The organism is Acidovorax sp. ACV02 (genome assembly GCF_014851475.1).
GTDB lineage: Bacteria > Pseudomonadota > Gammaproteobacteria > Burkholderiales > Burkholderiaceae_C > Acidovorax > Acidovorax delafieldii.
The window spans coordinates 215,818-242,708 of sequence record NZ_JACUZU010000005.1; the positions used below are offsets into that span (position 1 = coordinate 215,818).

Consider the following 26,891-nt stretch of genomic DNA (forward strand, 5'->3'; position numbering starts at 1 on the left):
GGAATGTGTGCTTAGTATTTGTGTGAAAACACGCCGATGTGCTAGTGCAATATGCCTTGGTTGCTATCGATTTAATAGTAATCAGGCGCAGGCACCCCGCAGGCCGGCCAGGTCCAGAATCTCCACCTCGCCGCGCTGCACGCGCACCAGGTGGCGCGACTCCAGGTCCTTGAGGATCTGGTTGGTGGTCTGGCGCGAGATCGCCAGCATCAGCGACAGCTGCTCTTGCGAGATCTCGATCACGCGGCGCGACTGCCCCTCGGCCGTCCACTGGCCGTAGCCCTCGGCCATCATCACCAGGCGCCGCGCCAGGCGCTGCGGGGCGGGCAGCAGGGCCAGCTCTTCCATCGCCACGAAGGCCGAGCGCAGCTTGTCGGTCATCAACAAGGCCAGCGCATGCCAGTGCTGCGGGTGGGCCTGCAGCCAGTGCTGCAGCCGCTCGTGCGGGATGTGCACCAGGGTGGTGGGTTCGGTGGCCTGTGCATCGTGGGTGCGGGCCGAGTTGTCAAACACCGAGATCTCGCCAAACCAGTGCGGCGGCTCCAGGCGGATCAACAGCGCCGCACGCGCCTCGTCGGCCCGCCCCCCGGTGCCCGAGATGCTGACCGCGCCGCGCACCACCGCATACAGGCCACAGGGCGCATCGCCGCGCCGGAACAGCACCTCGCCCGTCGGCAGATGGCGCAACTGCGCCATGGCAATCAGCGGCTGGGAAAAGTCGGGCGGCAGGTGGGCAAACCAGCGGCCAGACTGGAGGACAGGCAGGTAGGCGGAAGGGGTGGACATGGGATGCGATTGAACGGGGCAGGAGGGCGCGGCGGCTTTTTGTCGTCTGCACGACAGACGCTGGCGCGGCCTGAGAGCGAGTATTGATGCTGCGCAAAACACATGCTGGAGACACCCATGAAAACCCTGATCGACCACCTGTCCCAATACGCCGACTACCACCGCGACCCGCGCAACATCCACACCCATTTTGTGGGCGTGCCCATGATCATGTTCGCCGTCGTCATCCTCCTGTCGCGTCCGACCTGGATGGTGGGTGCGCTGCCGCTAAGCCCGGCGCTGCTGGCAGCGCTGGTGGCCAGTGTTTTCTACTTCCGGCTGGACATGCGTTTTGGCCTGGCCATGGCCGCGCTGCTGGCCGCCATGCTGGTGGGCGGGCAATGGGTGGCGGCACAGACCCTGGCCGTCTGGCTGGCCACGGGCATTGGCCTGTTTGCGGTGGGCTGGGTGATCCAGTTCGTGGGCCACTACTACGAAGGCCGCAAGCCCGCGTTTGTGGACGACCTGGTGGGCCTGATCGTGGGCCCGCTGTTTGTGGTGGCCGAGTGGGCGTTTGCACTGGGCCTGCGCAAGGAGGTGCAGGCGGCGGTGGAAGAGCGCAGCGGCCCGGTGCGCTTGCGTACCGGGCAACAGGCTGCTGCCCACCCTCAGTAAGCTCTGCGCTCGCGCTCCGCCGCGTTTGCTGCTTGAGCGCCAGGGCTTGACGGCCTCGCAAGGGCCAGCACGGCCCCTGCGCACACCGCACCCAGCGCCACCAATGCACACAGGTAAGGCAGCGCGGCGGACAGCGGCGCGCCCAGCTGGTTGAGCCGCAGCGACGCCTGCACGCCCGAGGTGCTGGGCAGCAGCCAACGCAGCCACTGCAGCGGCTCGGGCAGCGCCTCCACCGGCCACGAGAAGCCTGCGACGAACGCGATGGGCAGTGTGGTGAACAGCAGCACCTGCAGCGCGCGTTCACGGTTGCCAAACCACAGCCCCAGCAGCGCACCCAAGGCCGCGATGGCCGGGATGTAGCAGGCCAGCAGCGCCAGTGCCCCCAGCGGGTTGCCGCCGCGCGGGTAGTCGTGCAGCACAAAGATCCAGCCAAAGTAGAAAAGGCCGCTGGCCCAGCCCAGTGTGCACAGCGCCAGCAGGCGGCCCAGCCAGGTGGTGGCGCGGGCGCGGTGCTGGCCGCTTTCCACCCAGGTGCCGGTGAGCATCGCAGCGCCCATCAGCAAGGTCTGCTGCAGGATGAGCAGCGCCACCGCAGGCACCACAAAGCTGCCGTAGCCCTCGGTGGGGTTGAACAGCGCCACCATCTGCAGTTGCACCGGCGCGCGGCTGGCGCGGGCCTGGGGGGCGCTCTGGCCGCTGGCCTGCAGCTTGCGGATCTCGACTCCGGCAGACACGGTGCCGACGGCCTCTGCGAAACCGTATTGCACGGCCTTGTTCAGCAGCGCGTAGGCGCCGTTGGCCTCGATGCTGACCACGGCGTTTTCGCCGCGCACCACGCTGCGCTTGAGCCCGGCAGGGATCACCGCGTAGCCTTCGATCTCTCCGCGCCACAGGGCCTCCTGCGCCTCGCGTTCGCTGGCGGCGACAAAACGCACTTCAATGCGGGGGTCGGCGTCGGCAAAGCGGGTGATCTGGCGCGACAGGCTGGTGTGGTCCCTATCCACCACGGCCACAGGCACGCGGGTCAGCACCTCGTCGGCATAGAACCAGGGGTAGAAAAAACCGTAGAGCACAGGCGCTCCTACCAACAGCAGCAGCACGCCCTTGTCGCGCACCACGGTGGCCAGCGCTTGCAACCAGGCGCCCAGCAGGCCCTGGCGGGGTGGCGTGGTCACCGGCATGGGTTGCATCGGGGTGTTCATCAGCGGCCTCCCCAGGTGTCTGGGCGTTCGTGCGCCAGCGTGAGCGCGGTGGCGCCTATCAGCCACAGCGCGGTGGTGGCGATGGTCAGCGCCACCATCGTCGAGACGCTGGTAGCCACCGGTGCGCCCATTTGCAACTGCTCGATCTGCAGACGGATGTAGTGGGTGAACGGCATGGCTTCGGCCCACGCGCGTGCGCTGCCGGGCATGCCCGCAAGGGGAAACGCCACGCCGCTGAACGCAAACGCCGGGGCTGCAAAAAAGCCCGCACCCGACAGTGCGGTGCGCAGCGACCGCGTGATGCCTGCCAGCGCAGCGCCTGCGGTGATCGACACCGCTAACAGCAGCGCCAGCGCCGCAGCCACCCACCACAGATTGCCCGGCGGGTGCCAGCCCCGGCCCCAGGTGATGCCCACCAGCGCCAGCAGGCCCACCAGCGTGAGTGTTACCCAGGGCACGGCGAGCTTGCCGACCAGCGCGCCTGCAGTGCGCATCCAGCCCCCTGCGCCCAGCCATTCGCCCAGCGTGCGGTCGCGCAGCTCGCGGCCCACCGTCCAGGCGCCGGCCGTCATGGCCAGGATGTGCAGCAGGGCGGGGATCAGCGCCGCGCCCAGAAACTGCTCGTAGTTGCTGGACACATTGAACAGCGCCACCATCTGCGTGTGGATGGGCTCCATGCTCACGTGTACGGCCTGGGCGCTTTCGCCGCGTTTGTTGCGCGCGGCCATCTCGACACCGGCCGACAAGGTGCCCACGGCCGTGCGCACATCGCGCTGCAGCAGGCCCGAGTGGGTGGACATCTGCGCGTTGTGCAGCAGCGTGACCTGCGCTGCGCGGCCTTCCTTCAACGTGCGCGCAAAGTCGCGCGGGATGGAAACCACGGCGTACACGTCCACCGCGCGCAGCGCGCGTTCGGCTTCGGCCGCGTTGGTGAAGTGCTGGGTGATCTGCACGCCCGGTGTGGCGTCCAGCATGCGCACCAGCTGGCGCGACAGGCTGGAGTGGTCGTCATCCACCACGCCCACCGCCAGGTGGCGCGGCAGGCCGGCCGAGAAGATCCACCACAGCAGCGCCACGCCCAGCAGCGGCACCCAGGTGACCATGGCCAGGTCCCACGGATCGGCCGCCAGGCGGCTGGCTTCGCGGCGAAGGCTGTTTGCTATTGAATTCATAGCTGTATGCGCATATTGCAATAGCGCTACCGGTACTTTTGACTCAAATCGCTGTGCATCAGGCGCATGTCACTGCACCAGCACCGTCATGCCGGGGCGTGCGCCTTCGATGGGGGCCGCCGGGCGCGCGCGCACTTCAAACGTGCGGGCGTCAAAGCCCTGGCCTGCGCGTGTGGCGCGCCAGGTGGCAAAGTCGGGCAGCGCAGCCGTGTGGTAGACCTTGAACTTCACGGTTTTGCCGCCCAGCGCGGGCAGCGTGGCGTCAAATTCGTTGCCGATGGCAAAGCGCTGCAGACGGTCTTCGCGCACATTCAGTACCACCCACTGGTCCTTCAGGTCCACCACCGTGACCACGGCCACGCCCTGCGGCGACAGTTCGCCCGTGCGGGCCAGCACCTTGGCCACTTCGCCGGCGACGGGGCTCTTGAGCTCGGTCTCGGCCTGGGCCGCCTGCACCTCCGCCACCACGCCCGCCACCTGGCGCGCCTGGGCGCTAGCGGCGGATCGGTCTTCGCTGCGGGCACCGGCGCGGGCCAGGTCGTACTGGGCCTTGGCGGCCAGCGCCTGGTCGCGCGAGGCCTTGAAGTTGGCCTCGGCCTCGTCGCGTTTTTGCGTCGCCACCAGGCCCTCGCGGGCCAGGCCGTCCACGCGCTTGAAGGACGATTCGGCCAGGTCGGCGGCGGCCACGGCGCGCTGCCAGTTCAGACGGGCCATTTCAATCTCTTGCGGGCGCGCGCCGTGCTGGGCCTTGTCGGCCACGGCCTGGGCAGCCTCTTGGGCGGCGGTGGCCTGCGCCAGCTTGGCTTTCACCTCGGGGCTGTCCATGCGGATCAGCGGGGCGCCCACGGCGATCTGGTCGCCTTCCTTCACCAGGATCTGCGCGATGCGCGCTGTGACCTTGGGGGCGATGTCGGCCTCTTGCGCTTCGATCTGGCCCTGGAACACCTCGGGTGCAGGCTGCGAGGCCTTCCACAGGCCAAAGCCCACAAAGCCTGCCACGGCCACAAAGGCCACCGTGCCGATCACGGCCGCCTTTTTGCTGTTGTTCTTGCTCATGTTCGTTCCACCTTTACTCATTCCACCCGCACCGCATCAGCGCGCGCCATGTATTTGCCAAAGTCTTCCGACAGGCCGCAGGCCTCCAGCAGATCGGCCAGCGCCTTCACGTAGTCGTGGGCGGCCTGCGCGCGTTCGGTCTGGGCCTTGGCCTGGTTGACCTGAGCGTCGATCAGGTCCAGCGTGGTGCTGGTGCCCGCCTTCAGACCCGAGATGCGCAGGCGCAGCACTTCGTCGGCCAGCTCCAGACCCGGCTGCAGCGCAAAGTAGGCGCGGCGCGCCTGCTCCAGGGCCAGCCAGCGCTTTTCCACCAGCAGGGCAATGTCGTTCTGCGCCTGCGCGCCGGTGCGCTCAGCCTGCTCGATCTGGCGGTTGGATGACTCGGCCAGTGCGTTGCGGTCGACGGAGTCCCACAGTGTCCAGCGCACGCCCACGCCGGCCACCCAGTCGGCATCGCGGCCGGTCTTGAGCTGGCGCTGGCCAAAGGCAAACACCTGGGGCTTGCGCAGTGCCTCCTGTGCGGCATGCAGTTGTGTGGCTTGCTCTTTCTTGGCGGCCACCTTGTCCAGCCCGGGGTGGTGGGCCAAGGCGGTGTCGATGAAGTGGGGCAGGGGCTCGACCGGCTGGCTCAGCACAAACAGGGGGCTGGTGGGCGTCACAGGGTCGGATGCCTTGAGGGTGCGCGTCAGAGCCGTGGCGGCCAGGTCGGCATCGTCGCGGGCCTTGCGCGCGTTGCGGCGGGCCTCTTCCAGCGCGGAGCGGGCCTGCAGGCGTTCGACGCGTGCGATCACGCCGGCGTCCAGCATCTTCTGTGCGGCGGCGTCGTGCTGCTCAATGGTGGCCAGGGCCGATTCGCGCAGCAGGGCCGCGCGCTGCGCCAGCTGGGCGCCAAAGTAGCGCTGCACCAGCAGGGTGGTGGCCTCATGGCCGGTTTTGGCGGCGTCGGCCTGGGCTTCTTGCGCCTGGGCATCCAGCAGGCCCCGGGCCGCATTGCTGGCGCCCCCCATGTAGATCGGCCAAATGGCAGAGACCGAGGCTGTGGTGTCGCTCTTGCTGCGGTTGAGCGTGTAGCTGGACGGCAGATGCGGCAACTGGGCCAGCGAGCCCGCCAGCTGGGGTGGCAGCTGCGACAGCACGCCGGGCAGGGCGCGGTTCAGCGGGTTCAGGTCCACGTCCAGGTTGGCGTTGTAGGTATAGGCGGCGCCGCTCAGGTTGACCACCGGGCCGCCCAGGCGCTGCATGGCGTCGCGGCGCAGCTGGGCGCTTTCGACGGCGCTGCGCGATGCGGCCAGCTGGTCGGAGCGCTGCTGCAGCTGCTGCAGCGCTGCGTCAAACGCCAAAGGGGCGGCGTGGGCCTGCAGGGGCAGCAGGGTCAGGGTGGTAGATGCAAGCAGGCAGAGCAAAGCCGCGCCTGCCCGGCCTGTGTGCCGGGGCGTGGTGGGATGGGTCATGGTGTCAGGTTGTGGTTGTCAGCGCGCACCCACCGGGGTGTAGGCGTTGCTGTGCTCTGCCAGCCAGCGTGCCGACAAGTCGGTGCCGTGCTGGCTGGGGTGAAAGTCGGGGCGCAGGTACTCGCGCCAGGGGCGCCAGGTCTCGCGCACCAGACCGCCCTTGCCGAACAGCGTGCGTGCGGCGCTGGTCCACGTGCTCCATTTCCACAGCGAGCCATCGCGGCGCAGGTTCAGCACCGTCTGGCGCAGCACATCGCCGAGGAACACCACCGTGATGCGACGGAACCAGGTGATGCGCCACTCGTGGTTGCCGCCCAGGGCCTGGTAAAGGTCGAAGGCCGTGTTCTTGTGCTCGGACTCTTCGGCACAGTGCCATTGCCACATCGTGGCCAGGCGCGGCTCGGCGCCCTGCAGTACCTCGGGGTGGGCGAGCAGCCATTCGGCGAGCAGGGCGGTGAAGTGCTCGTTGGCAGCGGTCACAGCCAGCGGATGGCGTGGGTCGGCGCCCGCAAACAGCTTCATGCGCTCTTGCGCACGCGGGGCCCATTCATTGGCGAGGCCCTGCTGGTCGAGGTGGCCGTTGAACAGCGCGTGGATGCGGCGGTGTGTGGCCTCCTGCCCGATGAAGCCACGCACTTCGTCGGCAAACTGCGCCTGCCTGTCGGGGGGCAGGGCCTTGTGGCCGTCACGCACGGCGTCGATAAAGAACTGCTCGCCCACCGGGAAGCTCATCGACAGCGCGTTGAACAGCGCAGAGCGAAACGCGTCGCCACCACACCAGTGGCGCGCAAACGGCGTCTCCAGGTCGATCAGCAGGCGGCGGACAACGAGTTCGGTCATTAAGAGGGCTCCTGGCGCAAGGGGGCCACGCGGTGGTGCATGGATTTGGTACTTTGCAGTACCGGTGGATTTGTATGATGCAGATCAACTATGGTACTGTCAAGTACCTCGTCGAATTTTCTGCATTGCGATCAGCCTCCATGAGTGACGTCACCGCCCCAATTGCTGCGCCCGCTGCACCCGCTGCGGGCACCGAACACCGCGCCCGCCTGCTGGAGGGCATGGCACGCGCCGTGGCCGCCAAGGGCTATGCCGACACCACCATTGCCGACATCGTGCGCGAAGCCAGCGTGTCGCGCCGCACCTTTTATGAAAATTTTGCCGACAAGGCCGAGTGCCTGACCGCGCTGTACGAGGCGGCCAGTGGCAACGCGATTGCGGTGCTGCGCTCTGCCATCGATCCGCACAGCGACTGGGAAGCCCAGGTGGAGCAGGCCATGGCAGCCTACTTTGGCGTGTTGGCACGCAACCCCGTGCTGCTGCGCACCTTGTTCATCGACATCCTGGGCCTGGGCCCCACGGGGCTGGCCGCGCGCCGCCGCGCCAACCAGCAACTGGCCGACCTGATGCTGGACGTGGTGAACAACCGCGCGGGTGAGCGCAAACGCAAGACGCCCCTGCAGCCCATGATGGCCATGGCGGTGGTGGGGGGCATCAACGAGATGGTGCTGCACTCCATCGAGCAGGACCGGGCCGGGCAGCTGCAAGAGCTGGTGGAGCCCGCGGCAACTTTGTTGCGGGCGGCGATCTCGGCCGAGTTCTGATCGTTGTGTGGGAGACCGTACTGCGATCGGTGCAGCCAGCGCCTCACACCTCGTTGGCAATCTCGATCAGGTTGTCGTCCGGGTCGTAAATGTAGACCGAGCGCAGCCGGTGGCGGGCGCCCGTTGCGCCCACTGGGCCTTGCACGATGGGGACGCCTTCGGCCTGCAGGTGGGCGATGACGTCGTCGAGCGGCATCTGGGTGAGAAAGCACAGGTCGCCGGAGCCCGCCGTCGCGTGGCGCACATTGGGGTCCACCACCGTGCCCACTTCGTGCAGGTTGATCTTTTGCGCGCCGAAGTGCAGTGCGTACCGCTGGGGCTTGAACTCCCGGGCGGTCATGCCCAGCACACGCTCATAAAACGCAATGGTTTTGTCGATGCTGGCGACGGTGAGCACGACGTGGTCGATGGATTCCAGAACAATGGGCATGGTGTAGGGCGGGGGGATCAGGCGAGAGAAGTATGGCGCGCCAGTGTGGCGGGCTGCAGCCAGCGCTTGTTGGCCGTAAACACCACCGCGAGCAGCAGCCCGGCCAGCAGGGCCATGAACCAGTGCAGGGGCGATAGCGGCACAAACCTGAAAGCGTTGGCCAGCCACGGCACGGTGGTGATGGCCGTCAGCGCGGCCAGCGTGCCGCCCGCCACCCACAGGCTGACCGGGGTGAGTCCCGCCCACAGGCTGCGCCACACCGTCTGGCTGCTGCGGCTGGGCAGTATGAGCGCGGCGTTGGCGGCCACCAGCACCACAAACGCGGCCGTGCTGGCGGTGGCGGCATGTGCGGGCTGGCGCAGCAGCCAGGCATACAGGCCCACCACGGCAGCGGTCACCACGCTGCCCTGCAGCACGCTCAGCAGGATGTGGCGGGCGGACAGCAGGGGTTCGTCGGCCGCGCGCGGCGGCTGCTGCATGAGGTCGGCAGCGCCTTCTTCGGCCTCGAACACGATGGAGCAGGCCGGGTCGATGACCAGCTCCAGAAACGCGATGTGCAGCGGCGCCAGCACCAGCGGCAGCCCGAACAGCACCGGCAGCAGCGCCAGCCCAATGATGGGCACGTGCACCGCCAGCGTGTAGACCATGGCCTGGCGCAGATTGGCAAAGGTCTGCCGCCCCCGGTGAATCGCCAGCACGATGGCTGCAAAGTCGTCGTGCAGCAGCACCAGGGCGGCAGCCTCGCGCGCCACATCGGTGCCGCGCTGGCCCATGGCGATGCCGATGTGTGCCGCCTTGAGGGCGGGGGCGTCGTTCACACCATCGCCCGTCATGGCCACCACCTCGCCCTGGGCCTTGAGGGCTTCGACCAGTGCCAGCTTCTGGTGTGGCTTGATGCGCGCAAACACGCTGACCTGCCGGACCTGGTCGGCCAGCACCTGCGGCGGCATGTGGACCAACTCGTCGCCGGTGATCACGCGGTCGTTGGCGATGCCTGCCTGGGCGGCAATGGCGCGCGCGGTGCGGGGGTGGTCGCCGGTGATCATCACTACGCGAATGCCCGCCTGGCGGCACTGCGCTACGGCCTGGGGCACCTCGGGGCGCAGCGGGTCGGCCAGGGCCACCAGGCCCAGCCATTCAAAGTCAAAGTCGTGCTGGGCTTCGGGCCAGGTGTCTTGCGTGTGGTGCCGGGCCTTGGCCACGCCCAGCACCCGCAGGCCCCGATCCGCCAGGCGCGCGGCCTGGGCGCTGACGGCAGCGCGCTCGGCGTCGGGCAGGTGGCAGAGGTCGGCCACGGCTTCGGGTGCGCCCTTGGCGGCCACCGTGTCGTGTGCCGAGGTGCCGTCGCGCCACAGGTGGCTCATGGCCAGCAGCTGGGGCGACAGCTCGTACTCGCGTGCCAGCGACCATGCGGGGTGCAGGTGCTCGGTGTCCACCAGGTGGTCGGCCGCCATGCGGTGAAAGGCCTGCTCCATGGGGTCGTGCGGTTCTATCTCGCTGGCCAGCACGGCGTATTCGAGCAGTTCGTGGAAGGCATCGGGCAGCGCGCTGCCATCCGCAGCGGCAGGCAGGTTCTGCACATCCAGCTCCTGGCCCGCAATGCACAGCGCCGCCACTGCCATGCGGTTTTGGGTGAGGGTGCCGGTCTTGTCCACGCACAGCACCGTGGTCTGGCCCAGCGTCTCGATGGCGTTGAGCCGCCGCGTGAGCACCTGCTGTGCCGCCAGCCGCCGCGCGGCCAGGGCCAGGAAGATGATCATGATCACGGGCAGTTCTTGCGGTAGCACCCCCATGGCCAGCGTGATGCCCGCCAGCACGGCCTGCAACCAGTCGCCGCGCAGAGCCCAGAACAGGGCCACCAGCAGCGCGCACAGCGACAGGCCAATGACCACCAGCTTGCGCGTGAGCCGCGCCATTTCCTCGCGCAGCGGCGAGGCCTGCAGGGCAATGGTGTCGAGCGACTGGCCAATGCGGCCCAGCTCGGTGTGGCGGCCCACAGCGGTCACCTTCAGCAGGCCCTGGCCGCTGACCACCAGCGTGCCCGCAAACACCTTGTCGGCAGGTTGTTTGGCCACAGGCTCCGACTCGCCGGTCAGCATCGACTCGTTGGCGGCCAGTTCGTGGGCCTGCAGCAGCGTTCCGTCGGCCGGGATGCGGTCTCCCTCGGCAATCATCAGCAGGTCTTCGCGCACCACGTCGCGGCCGGCAATGCGCACCAGGGTGCCGCCGCGCAACGCCAGCGCGCGGGGGCTGGAGAGGTCGCGCAGGGCGTTCAGCGCGTTGTCGGTGCGGCGCTCCTGCAGCACCGTGATCGCCATGATGATCACCACAAAGCCCAGCAGGATCATTGCCTCGTGCGCGTCGCCCATGGCGAGGTAGATGGCACCTGCACCCAGCAGGAGCAGGAACATGGGCTCGGTGACCACGTCCCAAGCCATGTCGCGCAGCGTGCGGCGCTGGCTGATGCCCAGTTCGTTGGGGCCTTCTTCACGCAGGCGCTGGGCGGCCAATGCCGGGTCGAGGCCAGTGGGGGAGTCGGTAGTGGGCATGTGGGGCGTGAGGCTGCTTTGCAAGGAGGGTCGCAGCGGTGTAACAGTTATACCGCGCGCTGGTGTCAGCCGCCCTGACGGAGCGCAGTGCGCCGCATCCCATCCGCCTTCTTCACACTTCGCACATCACAAAGTCTGCCTTGCCGACATTGCATTCGGGGCAGCGCCAGTCGTCGGGCACGTTGGCCCAGAGGGTGCCGGGTGCGATACGGTGGTCGGGCAGGCCCGCAGCCTCGTCGTAGATCCAGCCGCAGACGGCACACATGTAGATTTTCATAGGGCGGTTCCTTCGTGTTCGGTGGCTCTGCGTCAGTCGTCATCGTGGTGCCGTTGGCGTTCGGTCGATGTGCCGTTGGCAACCCAGCCGCTGGGCGACTGCTGCCACTGCCAGGCACCAAAGGCCAGTGTTGCGATCAGCAGCAGGGCGGCGAGCCAGGTGCGGTTCTTCGGGACCAGGTCCGGCCCCTTGCCCTCCACCCGGCCGGTGAGCATGGGCAGTGCCTGGTTCTTGCGGCGCAGCAGGCTCAACCCTGCAATCAGCGCGATGTGGGCCAACACCACAAACAGCAGGGCGTTGCCGAAGAACTCATGCACTTCTTCCATCGCTTCTCCCATCCAGTTGCCGCCCAGCGCGGCACCCCAGTCGTTGTACGTGGCATATCCGCTGAGGGTAAGGGGCACCACCAGCGCCAGCAGCAACACAATGGCCAGCGCCATCAGCAGGTTATGGCCCTGGGATGGGGCCTGGGGCAATGTGCGCAGCCATGCGGGCGCCCCAGCCAGCTTGCGCCACAGCAGGCCCAGGCCCGAGGTGCGTGGCCCGAAGATGCCGTACAGCAGTCGAAAGCCCAGCAGCCCCGCCATGGTGTAGCCCAGCGTGACGTGCAGCAGCCGCCAGTGTTCGCCGTCGGCTGTGGCGTAGGCCCCCGCAAAGCACAGTGCAAACAGCCAGTGGAACATGCGTGTGGGCGCATCGGTCACCCGGCGACTGGGAGCCCTGGCGGGGGCGGGTTGCGCCGAGGCATCGGCGGGATGGAGGGTAGGTGTGTTGTTCATCGTGTGTTCCTTGATGGGGCGCAGTTCAGATTCACCGCTCTCAGTCGTTCCAGGCGCGGCGTGAGCGGGCATCCAGCCCCGCCGGCATGCGCAGGTTGTGTTCGTCAAACTGCCCCTGGTCCGCGCCCGTGTGGCAGGCCGCACAGTTGGCGGCGCTTTTCACGCTGGCGAGCTTCCAGGTGGTGGGTTCGATCTTTCGGTGCTTGCGTTCAAACCAGGCCGAGCGGGTGATACGGTCCTCGGGTGGCTCCTCGTTCACCCGCTTGTAGGTGCCTGCGTGGGCCTGCAGCCACTGGTTGAGTTGGCGTACGGTGGCAGCGTCCAGCGATGCGTCGGTGCCGTAGTGCTTGTCCAGGCCCGTCATCACGCGGTTCCAGGATGCTGCGGGCAGCAGGCCCGGCGGGTAGGCGGCGTGGCAAGCGGCGCATTCCTGTGTGTAGGCACTGGGCACGTTGCGGGGCATGGCGCGCCCGCTGTCTGCATGGGCGCTGGAGAGTGACAGCAGGGTCAGTGCGCACACAGCGGCGGCCAGGGCTGCAGGGCGTAATTGGGCTGGTTTTTGCATGGTGTCGGTCTCAGGGCTTGAGGGCATTGAGGTAGGCCAGCACGTCGGCTTTTTCCACTGCTGTGCATTCACGGCTCAGCACGTCGTTGCAGTTGCGGCGGAACCACTTGTCCACCTTGGCGGTGTCGGTAAATGCCTTGGGGTTGAAGGCCGGAGCCAGGGGCGCAATCGACTTGCCGGTGCTGGCGTGTTTGCCCTGTGCGGTGGGCGGTGTGCCGTGGCAGGATGCGCAAGACCATTCGCCACCATGGCGTGCGTTGAAGAACACCTTGCCTTTGTCGGCATTGCCTGGGCTGCCGGCCTGTGCGCTCCAGTGGGCGAGCTGCTGGGCTGCGGTGGTGTCAGCGGCGTGGCTGATGCTGGTGGTTGCAAGTGCACAGAGCGCCGCCAGAGTCAGGGTGCGAAGGGAAGTCATGCTGTGGTCCTTGTGGGTTTCATCGCTTGTGCAGCCATTGTTGAAATCCCCGCCTGAACGGCGTGTGAAAGGGCTGTTCATCGGCCGTTCAGATATCGCGCAGGACAATGCGCCCATGCCTTTCCCCTTCCACGCTGCTTGTGCGGGCCGCCATGTCCGGCGCATGTGCTTGGCGGCGTGTGTGCTGGGGGCTACAGCGCTGGCCGTGTCATCTGCCTGGGCCAGTGGCAAGGAAGACCACGACCGCGCACGGCAGGCCGTGCAGGCGGGCCAGGTGCTGCCACTGCCCGTCGTGCTCGATCGCCTGCAACGCGAGGTGCCTGGCCAGGTGCTGGAAGTGGAGCTGGAGCAGGAGCGCGAGCGCTGGATCTACGAGATCAAGCTGCTGACGCCTGCCGGGCAGTTGACCAAGGTCAAGCTCGATGCGCGCACGGCGGAGGTGCTGCGTGTGCGATCCCGAGAATCGCGCGAAGATCAGCAGCGAAGCCGTGACAATCGCTGACACCCTTCCGACCACGACACCTCCATGCGCATCCTGCTGGTAGAAGACGACACCCTGCTGCGCGCCCAGTTGCGCAATGCCCTGCACGGCGCGGGCTACACGGTGGACGAGGCAGACAACGGGCGCGACGCGCAGTTTCTGGGCGACACCGAGGCAGTGGATGCCGTGGTGCTGGACCTGGGCCTGCCGGTGGTGGACGGGCTCACGGTGCTCAAGCGGTGGCGGGCCGAGGGGCGCAACATGCCGGTGCTGATCCTCACCGCGCGCGACAACTGGCACGAAAAAGTCGCAGGCATCGATGCCGGTGCCGACGACTACCTGACCAAGCCCTTTCACCTCGAAGAACTGCTGGCGCGCCTTCGCGCACTCATCCGCCGCGCCAGCGGGCAAGCGTCGGCCGTGCTGCAGTGTGGAGACTGGTCGCTGGACACACGCAGTGGCCGCGTGACCTGTGCGGGCCAGCCGGTGACGTTGACAGCGCATGAGTACAAGGTGCTCGACTACCTCATGCACCGGCCTGGCGTGCTTGTGTCACGCGCGGAGCTGACCGAACACATCTATGCGCAGGACTTTGATCGGGACTCCAACACCATCGAGGTCTTTGTGGGGCGCTTGCGCAAGAAGATGTTGCCTCCTGCGGCTTCGTCGGCTGCCCTGACGGATTCGGCCCGCATCGAAACCGTGCGTGGCATGGGCTACCGCCTGGTGCCGCCATGAGCGCGCAGGCTGTGCCACCTGCGCCTGCCGTGCACTGGTCCCGGTCGTTGCGGGTGCGGCTGCTGGCCGTCACGCTGGCGGGGGCGGCCGTGGCCATGGCGCTGGCTGGGCTGGTGCTGAGCGGATTGTTCCGCGAGCATGTGCAGCAGCAGTTTCAGGCTGCACTGCAGCTGCAGCTGGACCAGATCACGGCGCGGCTGGAGTTTGACGCCCAGGGGCAGCCGGTGATTGCTGCCGAGGCGCTGTCCGACCCCCGCTGGCTCAAGCCTTACTCCGGCCTGTATTGGCAGGTGGACGCCATGGCGCCCGACGGGCGGGAACGGGCAGGGGTGTTGCGCTCGCGCTCGTTGTGGGACACCAGCCTGGCGCTACAGGTGGATGCGTTGGCCGATGGCACCGTGCATGTGCACGAGATGACAGGCCCGCAGAGCGCGCCTTTGCTGGTGCTGGAGCGCACGGTGCGCGCCGAGGGCGTGCATGCAGCGCGCTGGCGCTTGATTGTGGCCGCCGACCTGCAGGCCACGCAGGCAGCCACGGCCCGGTTCACTGGCGTGCTGGGGCTGTCGCTGGCGGTGTTGCTATTGCTGCTGGTCGCCGCCGCCTGGGCGCAGGTGGCGGTGGGGCTTAAGCCCCTGCAGGCGCTACAGCGCGCGGTGCAGGATGTGCAAGAAGCGCGGGCTTCGCAATTGCAAGGCAGCTTCCCTGCGGAAGTGCAGCCGCTGGTCGACGACTTTAATGCCGTGCTGCGCCGGCATGGCGAGGTGGTGGAGCGGGCACGCACCCAGGCGGGCAACCTGGCCCATGCGCTCAAGACGCCTCTCACGGTGCTGGAGAACGCGGCCCGCACACAACCGCACACTGATGACCCGGAGCTGGCGGCGCTGGTGCGAGAGCAGGTGGTGGTGGCCCGCAGGCACATCGACTGGCACCTGGCGCGGTCGCGGGTGGCGGCATCTGCGCGCTTGCCCGGGCAGCGCACGCCGCTGCAGCCGGTAGTGGATGGGCTGGTGCGCGTGATGAACAAGGTGCATGCGGACCGGTTGCTCGATATCAGTGTCGAGTCTTCAGCGGTGCCGCTTTTCTTTGCGGGCGAGGCGCAGGACCTGCAGGAAATGCTGGGCAACCTGCTGGACAACGCCTGCAAGTGGGCGCAGGCTGCGGTGCGGCTGCAGATGCAACTGCTGCCCGCCGGATCGGGCGCTGCGCAGCCCCAACTGGTGGTTGCGGTGGAAGACGACGGCCCCGGCATTGACGCCGCGCAACGTGATCAGGCGCTGGAACGCGGCGTGCGCCTGGATGAAACCGTGCCCGGTACGGGACTGGGCTTGGCCATCGTGCAGGACCTGGCAGCTTTGTATGAGGGGCGGCTGGATCTGGAGCCCACAGGCCTTGGCGGCTTGCGGGCGACGCTCACCCTGCCTGCTGCGAGCGCTCTCTGAGCCGCAGTGGCTGCGGCTGATCGACACGCCAAAAAGGTCCTGCTGGGCGGGGCGCCTGGAGAAAAACCGCCAAAGCGGAAACCCATTAAAAAAGCCCGCCAAAGCGGGCTAAGGCCCTGACAAATTCCCCTGAATTTTACAAAGCCTTGGAGTGATGGAGACAGGGTATCACCGTCTGCCGTGTTTGACCACTTTTGTTGTGCAAGCGGCCTTCAGTGCCTGCTTTCCACGCTGTTTTGCATGGCTGTCTGAGCGACGGCGTCCAGGGCGTTGTCCACCACGGTGTGCTCGGACAGCACCTGCATCGCTCCCTGTTGCAGAAGCCGGTCCAGCAGCCGCAGGGTCATCGATTGGGTGCGGCCAGCGGCGCTGGTAAAGAGGAACAGGTTGCCGTGCGAGCCGATCCAGGACAGCTGTGTGCGCTCCCACTGGCCCGCCACCTGCAGATTGACCCAGGTGCCCACCGTGATGGTGGCGGCGGGCAGCGGCAGGGGCGCAGCGCTGCTGGGGGCAGCCTCGGGGGCCGTGTCTGCGCCCTCGCTCTCGGGCGATTGCGAGATATCGATGTAGCCGGACTCCCTCGCTTCGGAGGGCGCAACCCAGGGGTCGTCGTCGTCAAGGGGCGCCGGTTGTTGCGGCTCTGCCGCGGGCGTTGCAAAAGTCGCTGCGGCTGCAGGGGCTGGCGCAGCCACCCGGGGCCCGGGTTTGAAGGCCTGCTGGTGCAGTTGCATCAGCAGCTCAAAAACAGCCTCCGTGCGGTCTGCAGGGTAGTCGATGGACGCCAGACCTTCGCGCAGTTTGGCCAGCAGCTTGGGCAGCAGGCGAGCCAGCTGGCCCGTGTTGGCGCGCGTCAGTTCGGGTTGTACGCTCCAGATCAGCGCGTCCACCAGTTCCTGGTAGCGGCCCGGGTCGGTCGTGCCTGATTTGTCCGAAAGACGCGCCTCCGCCATGACCTGGGCCCAAGCGCCCAGCAAAAAGCGCGAGATGGCGTCCGGCACCTTGCCGATGTCGGGCAGCAGCCAGATCTCGCGCGATATCTGTGCGGCCAGCAGATGGCGCTGCTCTGCATGCTGCAGGGCCTCGATGGCGCGCAAGCGCTCCTGCTTGAGCGCCTGGTCCTTCTCGGCCCATTTGGCGTGCAGTTGCTGCAGCACTTGTTCAAAGTCATCAGCGCTGTCGATGGTGGCGGTAGCCAGCGGGCCTGCGATGTGCATGAGCGAGCGCATGAAGCTCTGAAAACCAGGGGCTTCGGGGCTGTTGAAGGCCTGGCTGCGGTCGGTGATGTCCTGCAGCAGGCGGCGCGCGGCATGCTCCTTGTGGCTGAAAAAGCGGGGGTCGGCCAATGCCAGCTGCATCAGCGCAGGCTCCAGCGCGCGGATGAACTGTTGCACCGGCCACAGCAGCCGGGTGTCGCGCGCGATGTTGTCCACCATCAGCGCCACCACCTCCATGCTCAAGGCCTGGCCCAGGCCCTGCGCCTGCGCCCGCTGCGCGGCAGCAGGGCTGCCGTCTGCATCGTTGCCGGCTGGCGCGCGTGGCGTACCCAGGCGCTCCATCATCTGGCCGACCTGGTTCATCTCTTGCAGCGCCTCAAACGCCGCGGGCACCGTCATCGCGAAATCCGTGGCCGGTGGGTCGATCTGCGGTAAACCTTGTGACGGGTGTTCAAACTCCCGGTCAAACCGGTCTGCGAAAGATTCCTGGGGGTTGTCGCCGCTGGCGTGCATGTCCGCAGGGGCGGGTGCGTCATTGAACTCGCCTAGCAGCAGGCGGCGCAGGCGGTCCAGCGTCAGCAACGGGTCGCCCGTGCTGGTGGACGACACGTACAAGTCGTTGTCGGCTGCAAAACCGGGGGACGTCCCGGCGTCGGCCGGCGCCACAAAGACCACTTCACCCGTCGCCTGCCGCATGGCATAACCCACAGGCTTCACACCACTTTGCTTGAGCTGGTCGATTTGCGCGAGGTACAGGCTGCACAGCTCGGCGCCCAATGCCTGTGCCATCAGCCCTACCCAGTCGTGGCGCACCTGGGGTGTGACCTGCATTTGCGACACCACGGACTGCAGAGCCTGCAAGAACACGTCGGGGCGCAGCGGGTTGTGCTCCGGCTGCACCCGGGACAGCCCCTGGGCCGCGCACACCAACGCGTCCAGGTCAGCCAGCGGACCTTCCACTGCAGCGATCAGTACCTGACGGGCACGTGCGCGCTCCACGCTGTCGTTGATCTGCGCCTCGTCCATCAGTTCGAGGTCGTCAAAGTGCACGGTGAACAGGGACCGCGTGGGCTTGTCGTCGCCCTGTGCCGTGTCCTGGTCCAGCGCCTTGCGCAGTGCGTCGGGGTAGCGATCTGCCATCACCGATGCCAGCCGCACCAGTTGCTGCCGTGCCTCCTGCATCGCATGGTGCTCGCCAGGGGTACGGGCACTGTCCAGGCGCGCTTGCAGGGACACGCGCGTGGCCTCAATGACGCGCTCCACCACAGGCCGGGCCTGGGCCAGCGCGATCTGGACGATGCGCTGCTGGGTCGCAGCGGGGCTGTCGGTCGGGGCCGGGGCGGGCAGGGTGGTGTGTGTCAAGGCCATCTTCAGTGGAACGCGATACCAGTGGCTGCTGCAGTGGATGCGATGTTACGCGTCAAAAAGGGGCCAGAGGCCCCTTTTTGACGATGGTGGGGCGGTTTTACCCGCCGTGGAACTTGACCACCAGCGGCACGATGAGCAGTGCCACGATGTTGATGATCTTGATCAGCGGGTTGATGGCCGGGCCGGCCGTGTCCTTGTAGGGGTCGCCCACGGTGTCACCGGTCACGGCGGCCTTGTGCGCCTCAGAGCCCTTACCGCCGTGGTGGCCGTCTTCGATGTACTTCTTGGCGTTGTCCCACGCGCCGCCGCCGGTGCACATGCTGATCGCGACAAACAGACCTGTGACGATGGTGCCCATGAGCAAGCCGCCCAGCGCCTTGGGCCCCAGCAGCAGGCCCACCACAATGGGAACCACCACCGGCAGCAGGCTGGGGATCACCATTTCCTTGATGGCGGCGGTGGTCAGCATGTCCACGGCCTTGCCGTATTCGGGCTTGCCCGTGCCGTCCATGATGCCCTTGATGGTGCTGAACTGGCGGCGCACCTCCACCACCACAGCGCCTGCGGCGCGGCCCACAGCCTCCATGGCCATGGCGCCGAACAGGTACGGAATCAGCCCGCCGATGAACAAGCCCACGATGACCAGCGGGTCCGACAGATCAAAGGTGATGGCCTTGCCGTAGCTCTCCAGCTTGTGGGTGTAGTCGGCAAACAGCACCAGGGCAGCCAGGCCGGCGGAGCCGATGGCGTATCCCTTGGTCACGGCCTTGGTGGTGTTGCCCACGGCGTCCAGCGGGTCGGTGATGTCGCGCACACTGCTGGGCAGCTCGGCCATTTCGGCAATGCCACCCGCGTTGTCGGTGATGGGACCATACGCATCCAGCGCCACCACAATGCCCGCCATGCTCAGCATCGACGTGGCTGCCACCGCAATGCCGTACAGGCCAGCCAGGCCATAGGACACGATGATGGCCGCGCACACAAACACCACGGGCCAGGCCGTGGAACGCATCGAAACGCCCAGGCCCGCAATGATGTTGGTGCCGTGGCCGGTGGTGGACGCCTGGGCAATGTGCTGCACGGGCGAGTACTGCGTGCCGGTGTAGAACTCGGTGATCCAAACCAGCGCGGCCGTCAGCACGAGGCCGGTGGCGCAGGCGCCAAACAGCCGCAGCTGGGTGCCCGTGGCCGTGACCGCGTTGTCCGGCATGATCCACAGCGTGACGAAGTAGAAAGCGATGAGCGACAGCACGCCTGCGATCGCCAGACCCTTGTACAGCGCGGGCATCACGTTCTTCATGCCGGGCGTTGCCTTGACGAAGAAGCAGCCAATGATGGATGCGACGATGGACACCGCCCCCAGCGCCAGCGGGTACACCACCGCATTGACCTGGGCCGTGGCCACCATCAGGGCGCCCAGCACCATGGTAGCGATCAGTGTCACCGCGTAAGTCTCGAACAGGTCGGCCGCCATGCCTGCGCAGTCGCCCACGTTGTCGCCCACGTTGTCGGCAATCACGGCCGGGTTGCGCGGGTCGTCCTCAGGGATGCCGGCCTCCACCTTGCCCACCAGGTCGGCGCCCACATCTGCGCCCTTGGTGAAGATGCCACCGCCCAGGCGCGCAAAGATCGAGATCAGCGATGAGCCGAACGCAAAGCCGATCAGCGGGTTGAGCAGCGTGGCCAGATGGGTGGTAGGCGTGTGGTTGCCATTGCCCGCCAGGAACCAGTAAAAGCCCGTGACACCCAGCAGACCCAGCCCCACCACCAGCATGCCGGTGATGGCACCGCCACGAAACGCGACATCGAGCGCCGGGCCAATGCCTTGAGTGGCCGCCTGCGCGGTGCGCACATTGGCGCGCACCGAGACATTCATGCCGATGAAGCCGCAGGCGCCCGAGAGCACGGCCCCCACCACAAAACCGACCGCCGTGGTGCCGTCCAGAAACACGCCGATCAGAACCGCCAGCACCACGCCCACAATGGCAATGGTCTTGTACTGGCGGGCCAGGTAGGCGGCGGCGCCGGCCTGGATGGCGGCTGCAATCTCCTGCATGCGGGCGTTGCCCGGGTCTTTGGAAAGGATCCAGCCCCGGGCCCAGATGCCGTAGGCCACCGCGATGAGCCCGCAAACGAGGGCGAGGATGAGAGGGGATGTCAGTGCTGAACTTGCAGCCATTCAATTCTCCTTGGTGTGTTGCACGGAGGGGGACCAACGCATCGGTGGCTTCCCCGCTGCGTTGCTTCCTCGTGCTACCCATGCGTTTCGCGCAGGAGCCGATTGGCCAACAGGCCCAATTTACAGGCAAACGCCGGTTTGCAAGCGGGCAGAAAGGGGCGTGCGCCTAAAATCAGGGTTAATCCCGACGCTTCGTTGCGCTGCATCAGTGCCGAAGGCCTCGCGGGTTATCGTCAACAAACCACTATCCAAAGACATGTCCCTCAACAACGTCCCCCCAGGCAAGAACGTTCCTGACAGCTTCAACGTCGTCATCGAAATCCCGATGAACGCCGATCCGATCAAGTACGAAGTGGACAAGGAATCGGGCGCCATTTTTGTGGACCGTTTCATGACCACCGCCATGCACTACCCCACCAACTATGGGTATGTGCCGCAGACGCTGTCGGGCGACGGCGACCCGGTCGATGTGCTGGTGATCACGCCTTACCCGCTGTTCCCCGGCGTGGTCGTGCCCTGCCGCCCCCTGGGCATCTTGATGATGGAAGACGAGGCCGGTGTGGATGGCAAGGTGATTGCTGTGCCCACGTCCAAGATCCTGCCCATGTATGACCACTGGAAGACCATCGACGATGTGAACGCCATGCGCCGCAACGCCATCGCCCACTTCTTTGAGCACTACAAGGACCTGGAAAAGGGCAAGTGGGTCAAGGTGCTGGGCTGGGAAGGCATCGACGCCGCCAAGAAGGAAATCACCGACGGCATCGACAGCTACAAGAAGTCGCAGGCCTGATAGGTCAGATAGGCCGGTAGCGCTGGTGCTGATTGCGCCAGCTGCTATCAAAATAGAAGCACGCCATCCGCCATGGATGGCGTGCTTTTTTGTGGGCAGTGCCCCGGTGGGATAGGGAAAAGCCGCGCAATGTGCGGTCAGACCCGCTGATAGACTGCATTTGGTTACACACTTGGGGTGGTCCCGGTGTCACGAGGTACTTTGAGGTGATTCATGAAAATTTCTGATCTGCGCATCGGCGTGAAGCTGGCAGCGGGTTTCCTGGCGGTGGTGCTGCTGACCGCCTTGCTCGGCGCCATTGCGCTGGTGCAGATGTCCCGCATCCATGCCAACGCCGAGGAGATCGCCACCAACCTGCTGCCCAGCGTCACGCAAACGGGCGAGCTGCGGGTGCTGCTCAACCGCATGCGCCGTGCGGAGGCGGGCATGGTCACGGCGCGCAGCGCGGCCGAGGTCAAGGCGTTTGCCGAGCAGGTGGCGCAGCGCCACAAGGACCTGACCCGTGTGGAGGCGATCTACGAGCCGCTCATCGACATGCCCAAGGAACGCGAGGTTTTCCAGGCCTACAAGGCGCGCAAGGCGGCCTATGTGGCGTTGCAGGACAAGCTGGCGGACATTGCCAAGGGCGTGGACTTCAGCACCACCGAGACCATGGAACTCACGGTGGACACCTTGAGCATGTTGTATTCAGGCGAATCGGAGTCGGCCTTTGTGGCCACCGCCGAGACCTTGGGCGAGCTGCAAAAGATCAATGCGGACGCTGCATTGCAGGCCAATGAGGAAGCGATGACAGTGTTCAATGCGGCACGCATCTGGGTGCTGGGCACCCTCGCGCTGTGCGTGGCGTTGGCGGCCGTACTGGGTGTGGCCATCACCCGCGCCGTTACGCGCCCCGCCCATCACGCCGTGTTGGCCGCCCGCGCGATTGCCGATGGCGACCTGGCGACCGAGGTGCCCCCCGGCGGTAAGGATGAAATGGGCCAGCTGCTGAATGCGCTGGGCGACATGCGGGCCAACTTGGCGCGTGTGGTGTCGGGCGTGCGCAGCAACGCCGAAGGCGTTGCGTCGGCGAGCGCACAGATCGCCTCAGGCAACAACGACCTGAGCGCACGCACAGAGCAGCAAGCCAGCGCGCTGGAAGAAACAGCCGCCTCGATGGAAGAACTGGGCTCCACCGTGCGCCAGAACGCCGACAACGCGCGCGCCGCCAACCAGCTGGCCGTGAGCGCCAGCACCGTGGCCGTGCAAGGCGGAGACGTGGTGGCCGAAGTGGTCGAGACCATGAAAGGCATCAACGCCAGCAGCAACAAGATCGCAGACATCATCAGCGTCATCGACGGCATCGCCTTCCAGACCAACATCCTGGCGCTCAACGCAGCCGTGGAAGCCGCCCGCGCCGGCGAGCAGGGCCGGGGCTTTGCTGTGGTGGCCGGAGAAGTACGAAACCTGGCAGGACGCAGCGCAGAAGCCGCCAAGGAAATCAAAGCCCTCATCACCGCCAGCGTGGAACGCGTGGAACAAGGCACCGCCCTGGTCGACAAGGCCGGAGCCACCATGACCGAAGTCGTCAGCGCCATCCGGCGAGTGACCGACATCATGGGAGAGATCAGCGCCGCCAGCAGCGAACAAAGCGCAGGTGTCGGCCAGGTGGGAGAAGCCGTCACGCAAATGGACCAGGCCACCCAGCAAAACGCCGCCCTGGTGGAAGAAATGGCCGCGGCCGCCAGCGCGCTGAACGCCCAGGCCGGCGAACTGGTCAACGCCGTGGCCGTGTTCAAGCTCGACGCCAGCAGCACGAACAGCAGCTACAGCCAGAGCCGCCACACGGCAGCCCCCGCCCGCCCCCCCCTTGCAGCACCCAGCTACAAAGCCCCGGCCCGCAGCACCAGCCTGGGCAAAAGCGCCAAGACCGGCAGCAAACCCGCCGCCAGCCTGGCAGCGCCCAAGGCCAGCAGCCCGGCAGCCTCACCCGCCGCCAAGCCCGCAGCGCCCAGCCCGGCCCCGGCACCCAAGGCCGCGGGAGGCGACGACGACTGGGAGAGCTTCTGACCAGGGCTGCGCAGGCCCCTGGGTGAAGAAATCAGATCAAAACGGCTGCAAGCGCAGGTGGAACATGCGCTGAAAGCTATCAAAAACAAAGCAAGAAAGCACGCAGAGGGGGGGCTACCTTCTGCGTGCTTTTTTGTGGGCGGGCGCTTCGCGTCGCGTAGTCGGATGCGCTGCTGCACCTGCCGGTCAGCGGTGCGGGTTGGGGTACACCAGATGCAACCCTGGCAGCTGGGGGCGCTGGAACGGCTGCCACACCACGCCTGGCCCGTGCGGCTGGCCCAGACGGTCGGCCACGGCCCACCAGGCACTGGGGTTCAGGCCGATGCCAAAGTGGCTGGCCACCACCTCGATGTTTTCGGTGTGGGGGTTGTGGTCGGCGGGCGCCTGGATGCTGCCGCGCCATGCCACCACGCCATCGGTGCGGGAGTAGATGCTTGTGGTGGGCACCGGGGGTGCTTCGGGCAGGTTGTAGTTCTCGGTTTCGCGCTCGATGCTGCGGCCGCTGGCGAACTGGTAAATGCGCCAGGCGTTGGTGGAGGTGTGGGGCCCGGCAAACGGGGTGCCCAGGGTCACCACGCAGCGCACCAGGTCCGGCATTTCCTTGGCCAGCTCGCGGGCGTAGATGCCGCCCAGGCTCCAGCCCACCAGGCTCACCTTGTGGCCGCTGGCATCCACCGCTTGCTGCAGCTGGGCCTTGGCGTTCTCCAGCACGCCATCGCGCGGCCCCAGGTTCAGGCCCTGGCCCCAGCCCAGCGTGTTGTAGTTGCGCGATTCGAGGTAGCGACGCAGGGGCAGGGTGGTGGCGTCGCCAGCTGTCAGGCCTGGAAACACGATGACCGTGTGGCCATCGCCCAGTGGAGCGCGCTGCAGAACGGGCCATGCGGGCAGCACGGCGCCAAATTCCCAGGGGGCCCGCAGCTCCAGCGCCAGCAAGGGGAGGCTGGGCGGTGGCATGTGGTCAGGGGCGGCGGATTTGCGGTCGGAGAAGAGAGGCATCAAGTCGTCGTTCCAAAACGGGCGCCTGCCGGGCAAGGCAGGCGGGTCGTGCGACGGTAGCAGTTTTTGCGCACCAAGGCGGGGCGCGAAATGGAGCAAGCTCTCCAATTGCCCCCGCCCGGGCCGGGGGAGTCCCCTTCGGATTGCGGGGGGGATTGCCCGCGAATGTCACATTTTGCAACCGTGCGCTGCTATGCTTTGGATAGCTTTTGCGTTCGTCGCGTTCTGGCGCTGTTCGCAACCCTCCCGTTCCAACCGCCTGAAAGCCCGCGCCATGACCGCTATTGCCGACGCCGCTGCGCCTGCCGCCACCCACTCTGCGCACCGCGCGCTGGCCCCAAGCCCCACCGCAGCCCCTCGTGAATTCCTGACCTTCCGCCTGGGTGCGGAGGAGTACGGCATTGACATCCTGCGCGTGCAGGAGATCCGCTCATACGAGAGACCCACGCGCCTGGCGCAATCGCCCGACTTCATCAAGGGCGTGATCGATCTTCGCGGCCGCATCGTGCCCATCCTGGATCTGCGGGTGAAGCTGCAATGCCCTGAAGCCAGCTACACCGACTTCACCGTGGTGATCATTCTGGACATCGGCTCTACCGTGATTGGCGCGGTGGTGGACGCGGTGGCCGATGTGGTCTCGCTCACTCCCGACCTCATCAAGCCCACGCCCCAGTTCGAGCGGCAGGGCCATGTGGACCCGGCCTTTGTCACTGGCATTGCCAGCCTGGGCGAGCGCATGCTGATCGTGATGGACATCGAGGCCCTGCTCAGCAGTGACGAAATAGGACTGGTGAGGTCAGCTGTGCACAGGTAATGTGACAACTCACTACACAAGATCAACACAGAGGAGAAGAAGGATGAATCAGTTAAAGATTTCAACCCGGCTGGCTGTGGCATTCGCCGTCATGGTGCTTCTGTTGGTCGCTTTGGGGGCTGTGGGCCTGGTGCGGTCAGCCAACCAGCGCGAAGAACTCAAGGATGTGATCGATGTCCGAATACCCATCGTCAAAGCGCTGGGTGCCCTCAACGACGGCGTGAACGAGCAGGCGATTCAGCTCCGCAACCTGGCGATCTTCACTTCGGATGCGATCGTGAAATCGGCGACAAGTCAGATAGCGGCTGCGGCGACGGATGTGGACGCGCAGTACAAAACACTGAACACGTTGGTCAGCTCTGAAAAGGGCAAGGAACTGATGGCGCGCATGCAGCAGCGGCGCGGTGATTTCTTGAAGCTGAGAGATCAATACCTGGCGGCACTCCAGCAAGGGCAGCGCGACGAAGCCCTGAAGCTGCTGGAAGAGCAACTGCGCCCTGCGCAGCGGGCCTACATGGCCGCCATAGACGAACAGTTTGAATTTCAATCGCAGAGAACTGTGGACGCCGGCGCGCGCGCCGAAGCTGCCGCCGTGTCGCTGCAGCGCGATGTACTCATCGCGGGTGCGCTGGCCATCGCCATCGCCATCTTTCTGGCCATCACCATCATCCGCTCCATCACCCGCCCCCTGGCGCAGGCGGTGGAAGCAGCCGACCGCGTGGCCGGTGGCGACCTGAGCGGCCAGATCGTCGTGCAGTCCAAGGACGAAACCGGCCACCTGCTCAGCGCCCTGCAGCGCATGCAGCAAAGCCTGGTCAACACCGTCAGCTCGGTGCGCCAGAACGCCGAAGGCGTTGCGTCGGCGAGCGCACAGATCGCCTCAGGCAACAACGACCTGAGCGCACGCACAGAGCAGCAAGCCAGCGCGCTGGAAGAAACAGCCGCCTCGATGGAAGAACTGGGCTCCACCGTGCGCCAGAACGCCGACAACGCGCGCGCCGCCAACCAGCTGGCCGTGAGCGCCAGCACCGTGGCCGTGCAAGGCGGAGACGTGGTGGCCGAAGTGGTCGAGACCATGAAAGGCATCAACGCCAGCAGCAACAAGATCGCAGACATCATCAGCGTCATCGACGGCATCGCCTTCCAGACCAACATCCTGGCGCTCAACGCAGCCGTGGAAGCCGCCCGCGCCGGCGAGCAGGGCCGGGGCTTTGCTGTGGTGGCCGGAGAAGTACGAAACCTGGCAGGACGCAGCGCAGAAGCCGCCAAGGAAATCAAAGCCCTCATCACCGCCAGCGTGGAACGCGTGGAACAAGGCACCGCCCTGGTCGACAAGGCCGGAGCCACCATGACCGAAGTCGTCAGCGCCATCCGGCGAGTGACCGACATCATGGGAGAGATCAGCGCCGCCAGCAGCGAACAAAGCGCAGGTGTCGGCCAGGTGGGAGAAGCCGTCACGCAAATGGACCAGGCCACCCAGCAAAACGCCGCCCTGGTGGAAGAAATGGCCGCGGCCGCCAGCGCGCTGAACGCCCAGGCCGGCGAACTGGTCAACGCCGTGGCCGTGTTCAAGCTCGACGCCAGCAGCACGAACAGCAGCTACAGCCAGAGCCGCCACACGGCAGCCCCCGCCCGCCCCCCCATTGCAGCACCCAGCTACAAAGCCCCGGCCCGCAGCACCAGCCTGGGCAAAAGCGCCAAGACCGGCAGCAAACCCGCCGCCAGCCTGGCAGCGCCCAAGGCCAGCAGCCCGGCAGCCTCACCCGCCGCCAAGCCCGCAGCGCCCAGCCCGGCCCCGGCACCCAAGGCCGCGGGAGGCGACGACGACTGGGAGAGCTTCTGACCAGGGCTGCGCAGGCCCCTGGGTGAAGAAATCAGAT

24 protein-coding genes are annotated in these 26,891 nt (G+C 66.6%); 9 read left to right on the forward strand and 15 right to left on the reverse strand.

What is annotated here, in order from left to right:
• Nucleotides 1-81: 81 nt before the first annotated feature.
• Nucleotides 82-786, reverse strand: coding sequence for a Crp/Fnr family transcriptional regulator (locus IB236_RS13875; protein ID WP_056743535.1), 705 nt, complete (start codon nt 784-786; stop codon nt 82-84).
• A 117-nt stretch (nt 787-903) separates the two neighbouring features.
• On the opposite strand from IB236_RS13875, the gene IB236_RS13880 reads away from it, so the two are divergent.
• A complete protein-coding gene (locus IB236_RS13880; RefSeq protein ID WP_056067306.1) occupies nt 904-1,440 on the forward strand; it encodes a DUF962 domain-containing protein in 537 nt (178 codons plus the stop codon).
• On the opposite strand, the gene IB236_RS13885 is transcribed toward IB236_RS13880, so the two are convergent.
• The 5 genes from IB236_RS13885 to IB236_RS13905 all read right to left on the reverse strand — a co-directional run bounded on the left by IB236_RS13885 (nt 1,434) and on the right by IB236_RS13905 (nt 7,161).
• Complete coding sequence (locus tag IB236_RS13885; RefSeq protein WP_192421204.1) at nt 1,434-2,642, reverse strand: ABC transporter permease; 1,209 nt, start codon at nt 2,640-2,642, stop codon at nt 1,434-1,436. The two genes, IB236_RS13880 and IB236_RS13885, sit on opposite strands and share 7 nt — an antisense overlap.
• A complete protein-coding gene (locus tag IB236_RS13890) occupies nt 2,642-3,814 on the reverse strand; it encodes an ABC transporter permease (RefSeq protein ID WP_192421205.1) in 1,173 nt (390 codons plus the stop codon). The genes IB236_RS13885 and IB236_RS13890 overlap by 1 nt, the downstream gene beginning before the upstream one ends.
• A gap of 69 nt (nt 3,815-3,883) precedes the next feature.
• Complete coding sequence (locus tag IB236_RS13895; protein ID WP_192421206.1) at nt 3,884-4,870, reverse strand: HlyD family secretion protein; 987 nt, start codon at nt 4,868-4,870, stop codon at nt 3,884-3,886.
• Between the two features lie 17 nt (nt 4,871-4,887).
• Nucleotides 4,888-6,321, reverse strand: a complete 1,434-nt coding sequence (locus tag IB236_RS13900; RefSeq protein ID WP_225581150.1) for a TolC family protein — start codon at nt 6,319-6,321, stop codon at nt 4,888-4,890.
• An 18-nt stretch (nt 6,322-6,339) separates the two neighbouring features.
• A complete protein-coding gene (locus IB236_RS13905) occupies nt 6,340-7,161 on the reverse strand; it encodes a metal-dependent hydrolase (protein WP_056743529.1) in 822 nt (273 codons plus the stop codon).
• A 140-nt stretch (nt 7,162-7,301) separates the two neighbouring features.
• On the opposite strand from IB236_RS13905, the gene IB236_RS13910 reads away from it, so the two are divergent.
• A complete protein-coding gene (locus IB236_RS13910) occupies nt 7,302-7,925 on the forward strand; it encodes a TetR/AcrR family transcriptional regulator (protein WP_099732068.1) in 624 nt (207 codons plus the stop codon).
• Nucleotides 7,926-7,968: 43 nt separating this feature from the next.
• On the opposite strand, the gene IB236_RS13915 is transcribed toward IB236_RS13910, so the two are convergent.
• From IB236_RS13915 to IB236_RS13940, 6 genes are all read right to left on the reverse strand, one after another.
• Nucleotides 7,969-8,355 carry a VOC family protein gene (locus IB236_RS13915; protein WP_056067315.1) on the reverse strand — a complete coding sequence of 129 codons (387 nt, stop codon included), beginning with the start codon at nt 8,353-8,355 and terminating at the stop codon, nt 7,969-7,971.
• A 17-nt stretch (nt 8,356-8,372) separates the two neighbouring features.
• Nucleotides 8,373-10,904 carry a cation-translocating P-type ATPase gene (locus tag IB236_RS13920; protein WP_192421323.1) on the reverse strand — a complete coding sequence of 844 codons (2,532 nt, stop codon included), beginning with the start codon at nt 10,902-10,904 and terminating at the stop codon, nt 8,373-8,375.
• A gap of 112 nt (nt 10,905-11,016) precedes the next feature.
• Nucleotides 11,017-11,181, reverse strand: coding sequence for a rubredoxin (locus IB236_RS13925; RefSeq protein WP_192421207.1), 165 nt, complete (start codon nt 11,179-11,181; stop codon nt 11,017-11,019).
• Nucleotides 11,182-11,213: 32 nt separating this feature from the next.
• Nucleotides 11,214-11,960, reverse strand: coding sequence for a cytochrome b/b6 domain-containing protein (locus IB236_RS13930; RefSeq protein ID WP_192421208.1), 747 nt, complete (start codon nt 11,958-11,960; stop codon nt 11,214-11,216).
• Nucleotides 11,961-12,000: 40 nt separating this feature from the next.
• The gene (locus tag IB236_RS13935; RefSeq protein WP_192421209.1) at nt 12,001-12,525 is read right to left on the reverse strand and encodes a diheme cytochrome c; all 525 of its coding nucleotides are present in this window, start codon (nt 12,523-12,525) and stop codon (nt 12,001-12,003) included.
• A 10-nt stretch (nt 12,526-12,535) separates the two neighbouring features.
• Nucleotides 12,536-12,940 carry a DUF1924 domain-containing protein gene (locus IB236_RS13940; RefSeq protein ID WP_192421210.1) on the reverse strand — a complete coding sequence of 135 codons (405 nt, stop codon included), beginning with the start codon at nt 12,938-12,940 and terminating at the stop codon, nt 12,536-12,538.
• A gap of 115 nt (nt 12,941-13,055) precedes the next feature.
• Here IB236_RS13940 and IB236_RS13945 point away from each other — a divergent pair, with 115 nt between their 5' ends.
• From IB236_RS13945 to IB236_RS13955, 3 genes are read left to right on the forward strand one after another with little or no spacing between them, the layout of a single operon-like run.
• Nucleotides 13,056-13,442: a PepSY domain-containing protein gene (locus IB236_RS13945; RefSeq protein ID WP_192421211.1), complete on the forward strand. Its 387-nt coding sequence runs from the start codon at nt 13,056-13,058 to the stop codon at nt 13,440-13,442.
• Nucleotides 13,443-13,466: 24 nt separating this feature from the next.
• Nucleotides 13,467-14,159 (forward strand): response regulator transcription factor, encoded by a 693-nt coding sequence (locus tag IB236_RS13950; RefSeq protein ID WP_192421212.1) that lies wholly within the window; start codon nt 13,467-13,469, stop codon nt 14,157-14,159.
• On the forward strand, nt 14,156-15,598 hold the full coding sequence (locus tag IB236_RS13955; RefSeq protein WP_192421213.1) for a sensor histidine kinase: 1,443 nt from the start codon (nt 14,156-14,158) through the stop codon (nt 15,596-15,598). The genes IB236_RS13950 and IB236_RS13955 overlap by 4 nt, the downstream gene beginning before the upstream one ends.
• Nucleotides 15,599-15,810: 212 nt before the next feature.
• On the opposite strand, the gene IB236_RS13960 is transcribed toward IB236_RS13955, so the two are convergent.
• On the reverse strand, nt 15,811-18,180 hold the full coding sequence (locus tag IB236_RS13960; protein ID WP_192421214.1) for a DUF1631 family protein: 2,370 nt from the start codon (nt 18,178-18,180) through the stop codon (nt 15,811-15,813).
• A gap of 97 nt (nt 18,181-18,277) precedes the next feature.
• Nucleotides 18,278-20,359 (reverse strand): sodium-translocating pyrophosphatase, encoded by a 2,082-nt coding sequence (locus IB236_RS13965; RefSeq protein WP_146872377.1) that lies wholly within the window; start codon nt 20,357-20,359, stop codon nt 18,278-18,280.
• A 256-nt stretch (nt 20,360-20,615) separates the two neighbouring features.
• On the opposite strand from IB236_RS13965, the gene ppa reads away from it, so the two are divergent.
• Nucleotides 20,616-21,152: an inorganic diphosphatase gene (ppa, locus tag IB236_RS13970; protein WP_056067328.1), complete on the forward strand. Its 537-nt coding sequence runs from the start codon at nt 20,616-20,618 to the stop codon at nt 21,150-21,152.
• A gap of 213 nt (nt 21,153-21,365) precedes the next feature.
• On the forward strand, nt 21,366-23,201 hold the full coding sequence (locus tag IB236_RS13975; RefSeq protein WP_192421215.1) for a methyl-accepting chemotaxis protein: 1,836 nt from the start codon (nt 21,366-21,368) through the stop codon (nt 23,199-23,201).
• A gap of 186 nt (nt 23,202-23,387) precedes the next feature.
• Here the strand turns inward: IB236_RS13975 and IB236_RS13980 are convergent, their stop codons facing one another.
• Nucleotides 23,388-24,197, reverse strand: a complete 810-nt coding sequence (locus IB236_RS13980; RefSeq protein WP_108499302.1) for an alpha/beta fold hydrolase — start codon at nt 24,195-24,197, stop codon at nt 23,388-23,390.
• Between the two features lie 274 nt (nt 24,198-24,471).
• Between IB236_RS13980 and IB236_RS13985 the strand changes: the two genes are divergently transcribed.
• Nucleotides 24,472-25,011, forward strand: a complete 540-nt coding sequence (locus IB236_RS13985; protein WP_056067332.1) for a chemotaxis protein CheW — start codon at nt 24,472-24,474, stop codon at nt 25,009-25,011.
• Nucleotides 25,012-25,054: 43 nt separating this feature from the next.
• Nucleotides 25,055-26,854, forward strand: coding sequence for a methyl-accepting chemotaxis protein (locus IB236_RS13990; RefSeq protein ID WP_192421216.1), 1,800 nt, complete (start codon nt 25,055-25,057; stop codon nt 26,852-26,854).
• Nucleotides 26,855-26,891 lie beyond the last annotated feature (37 nt).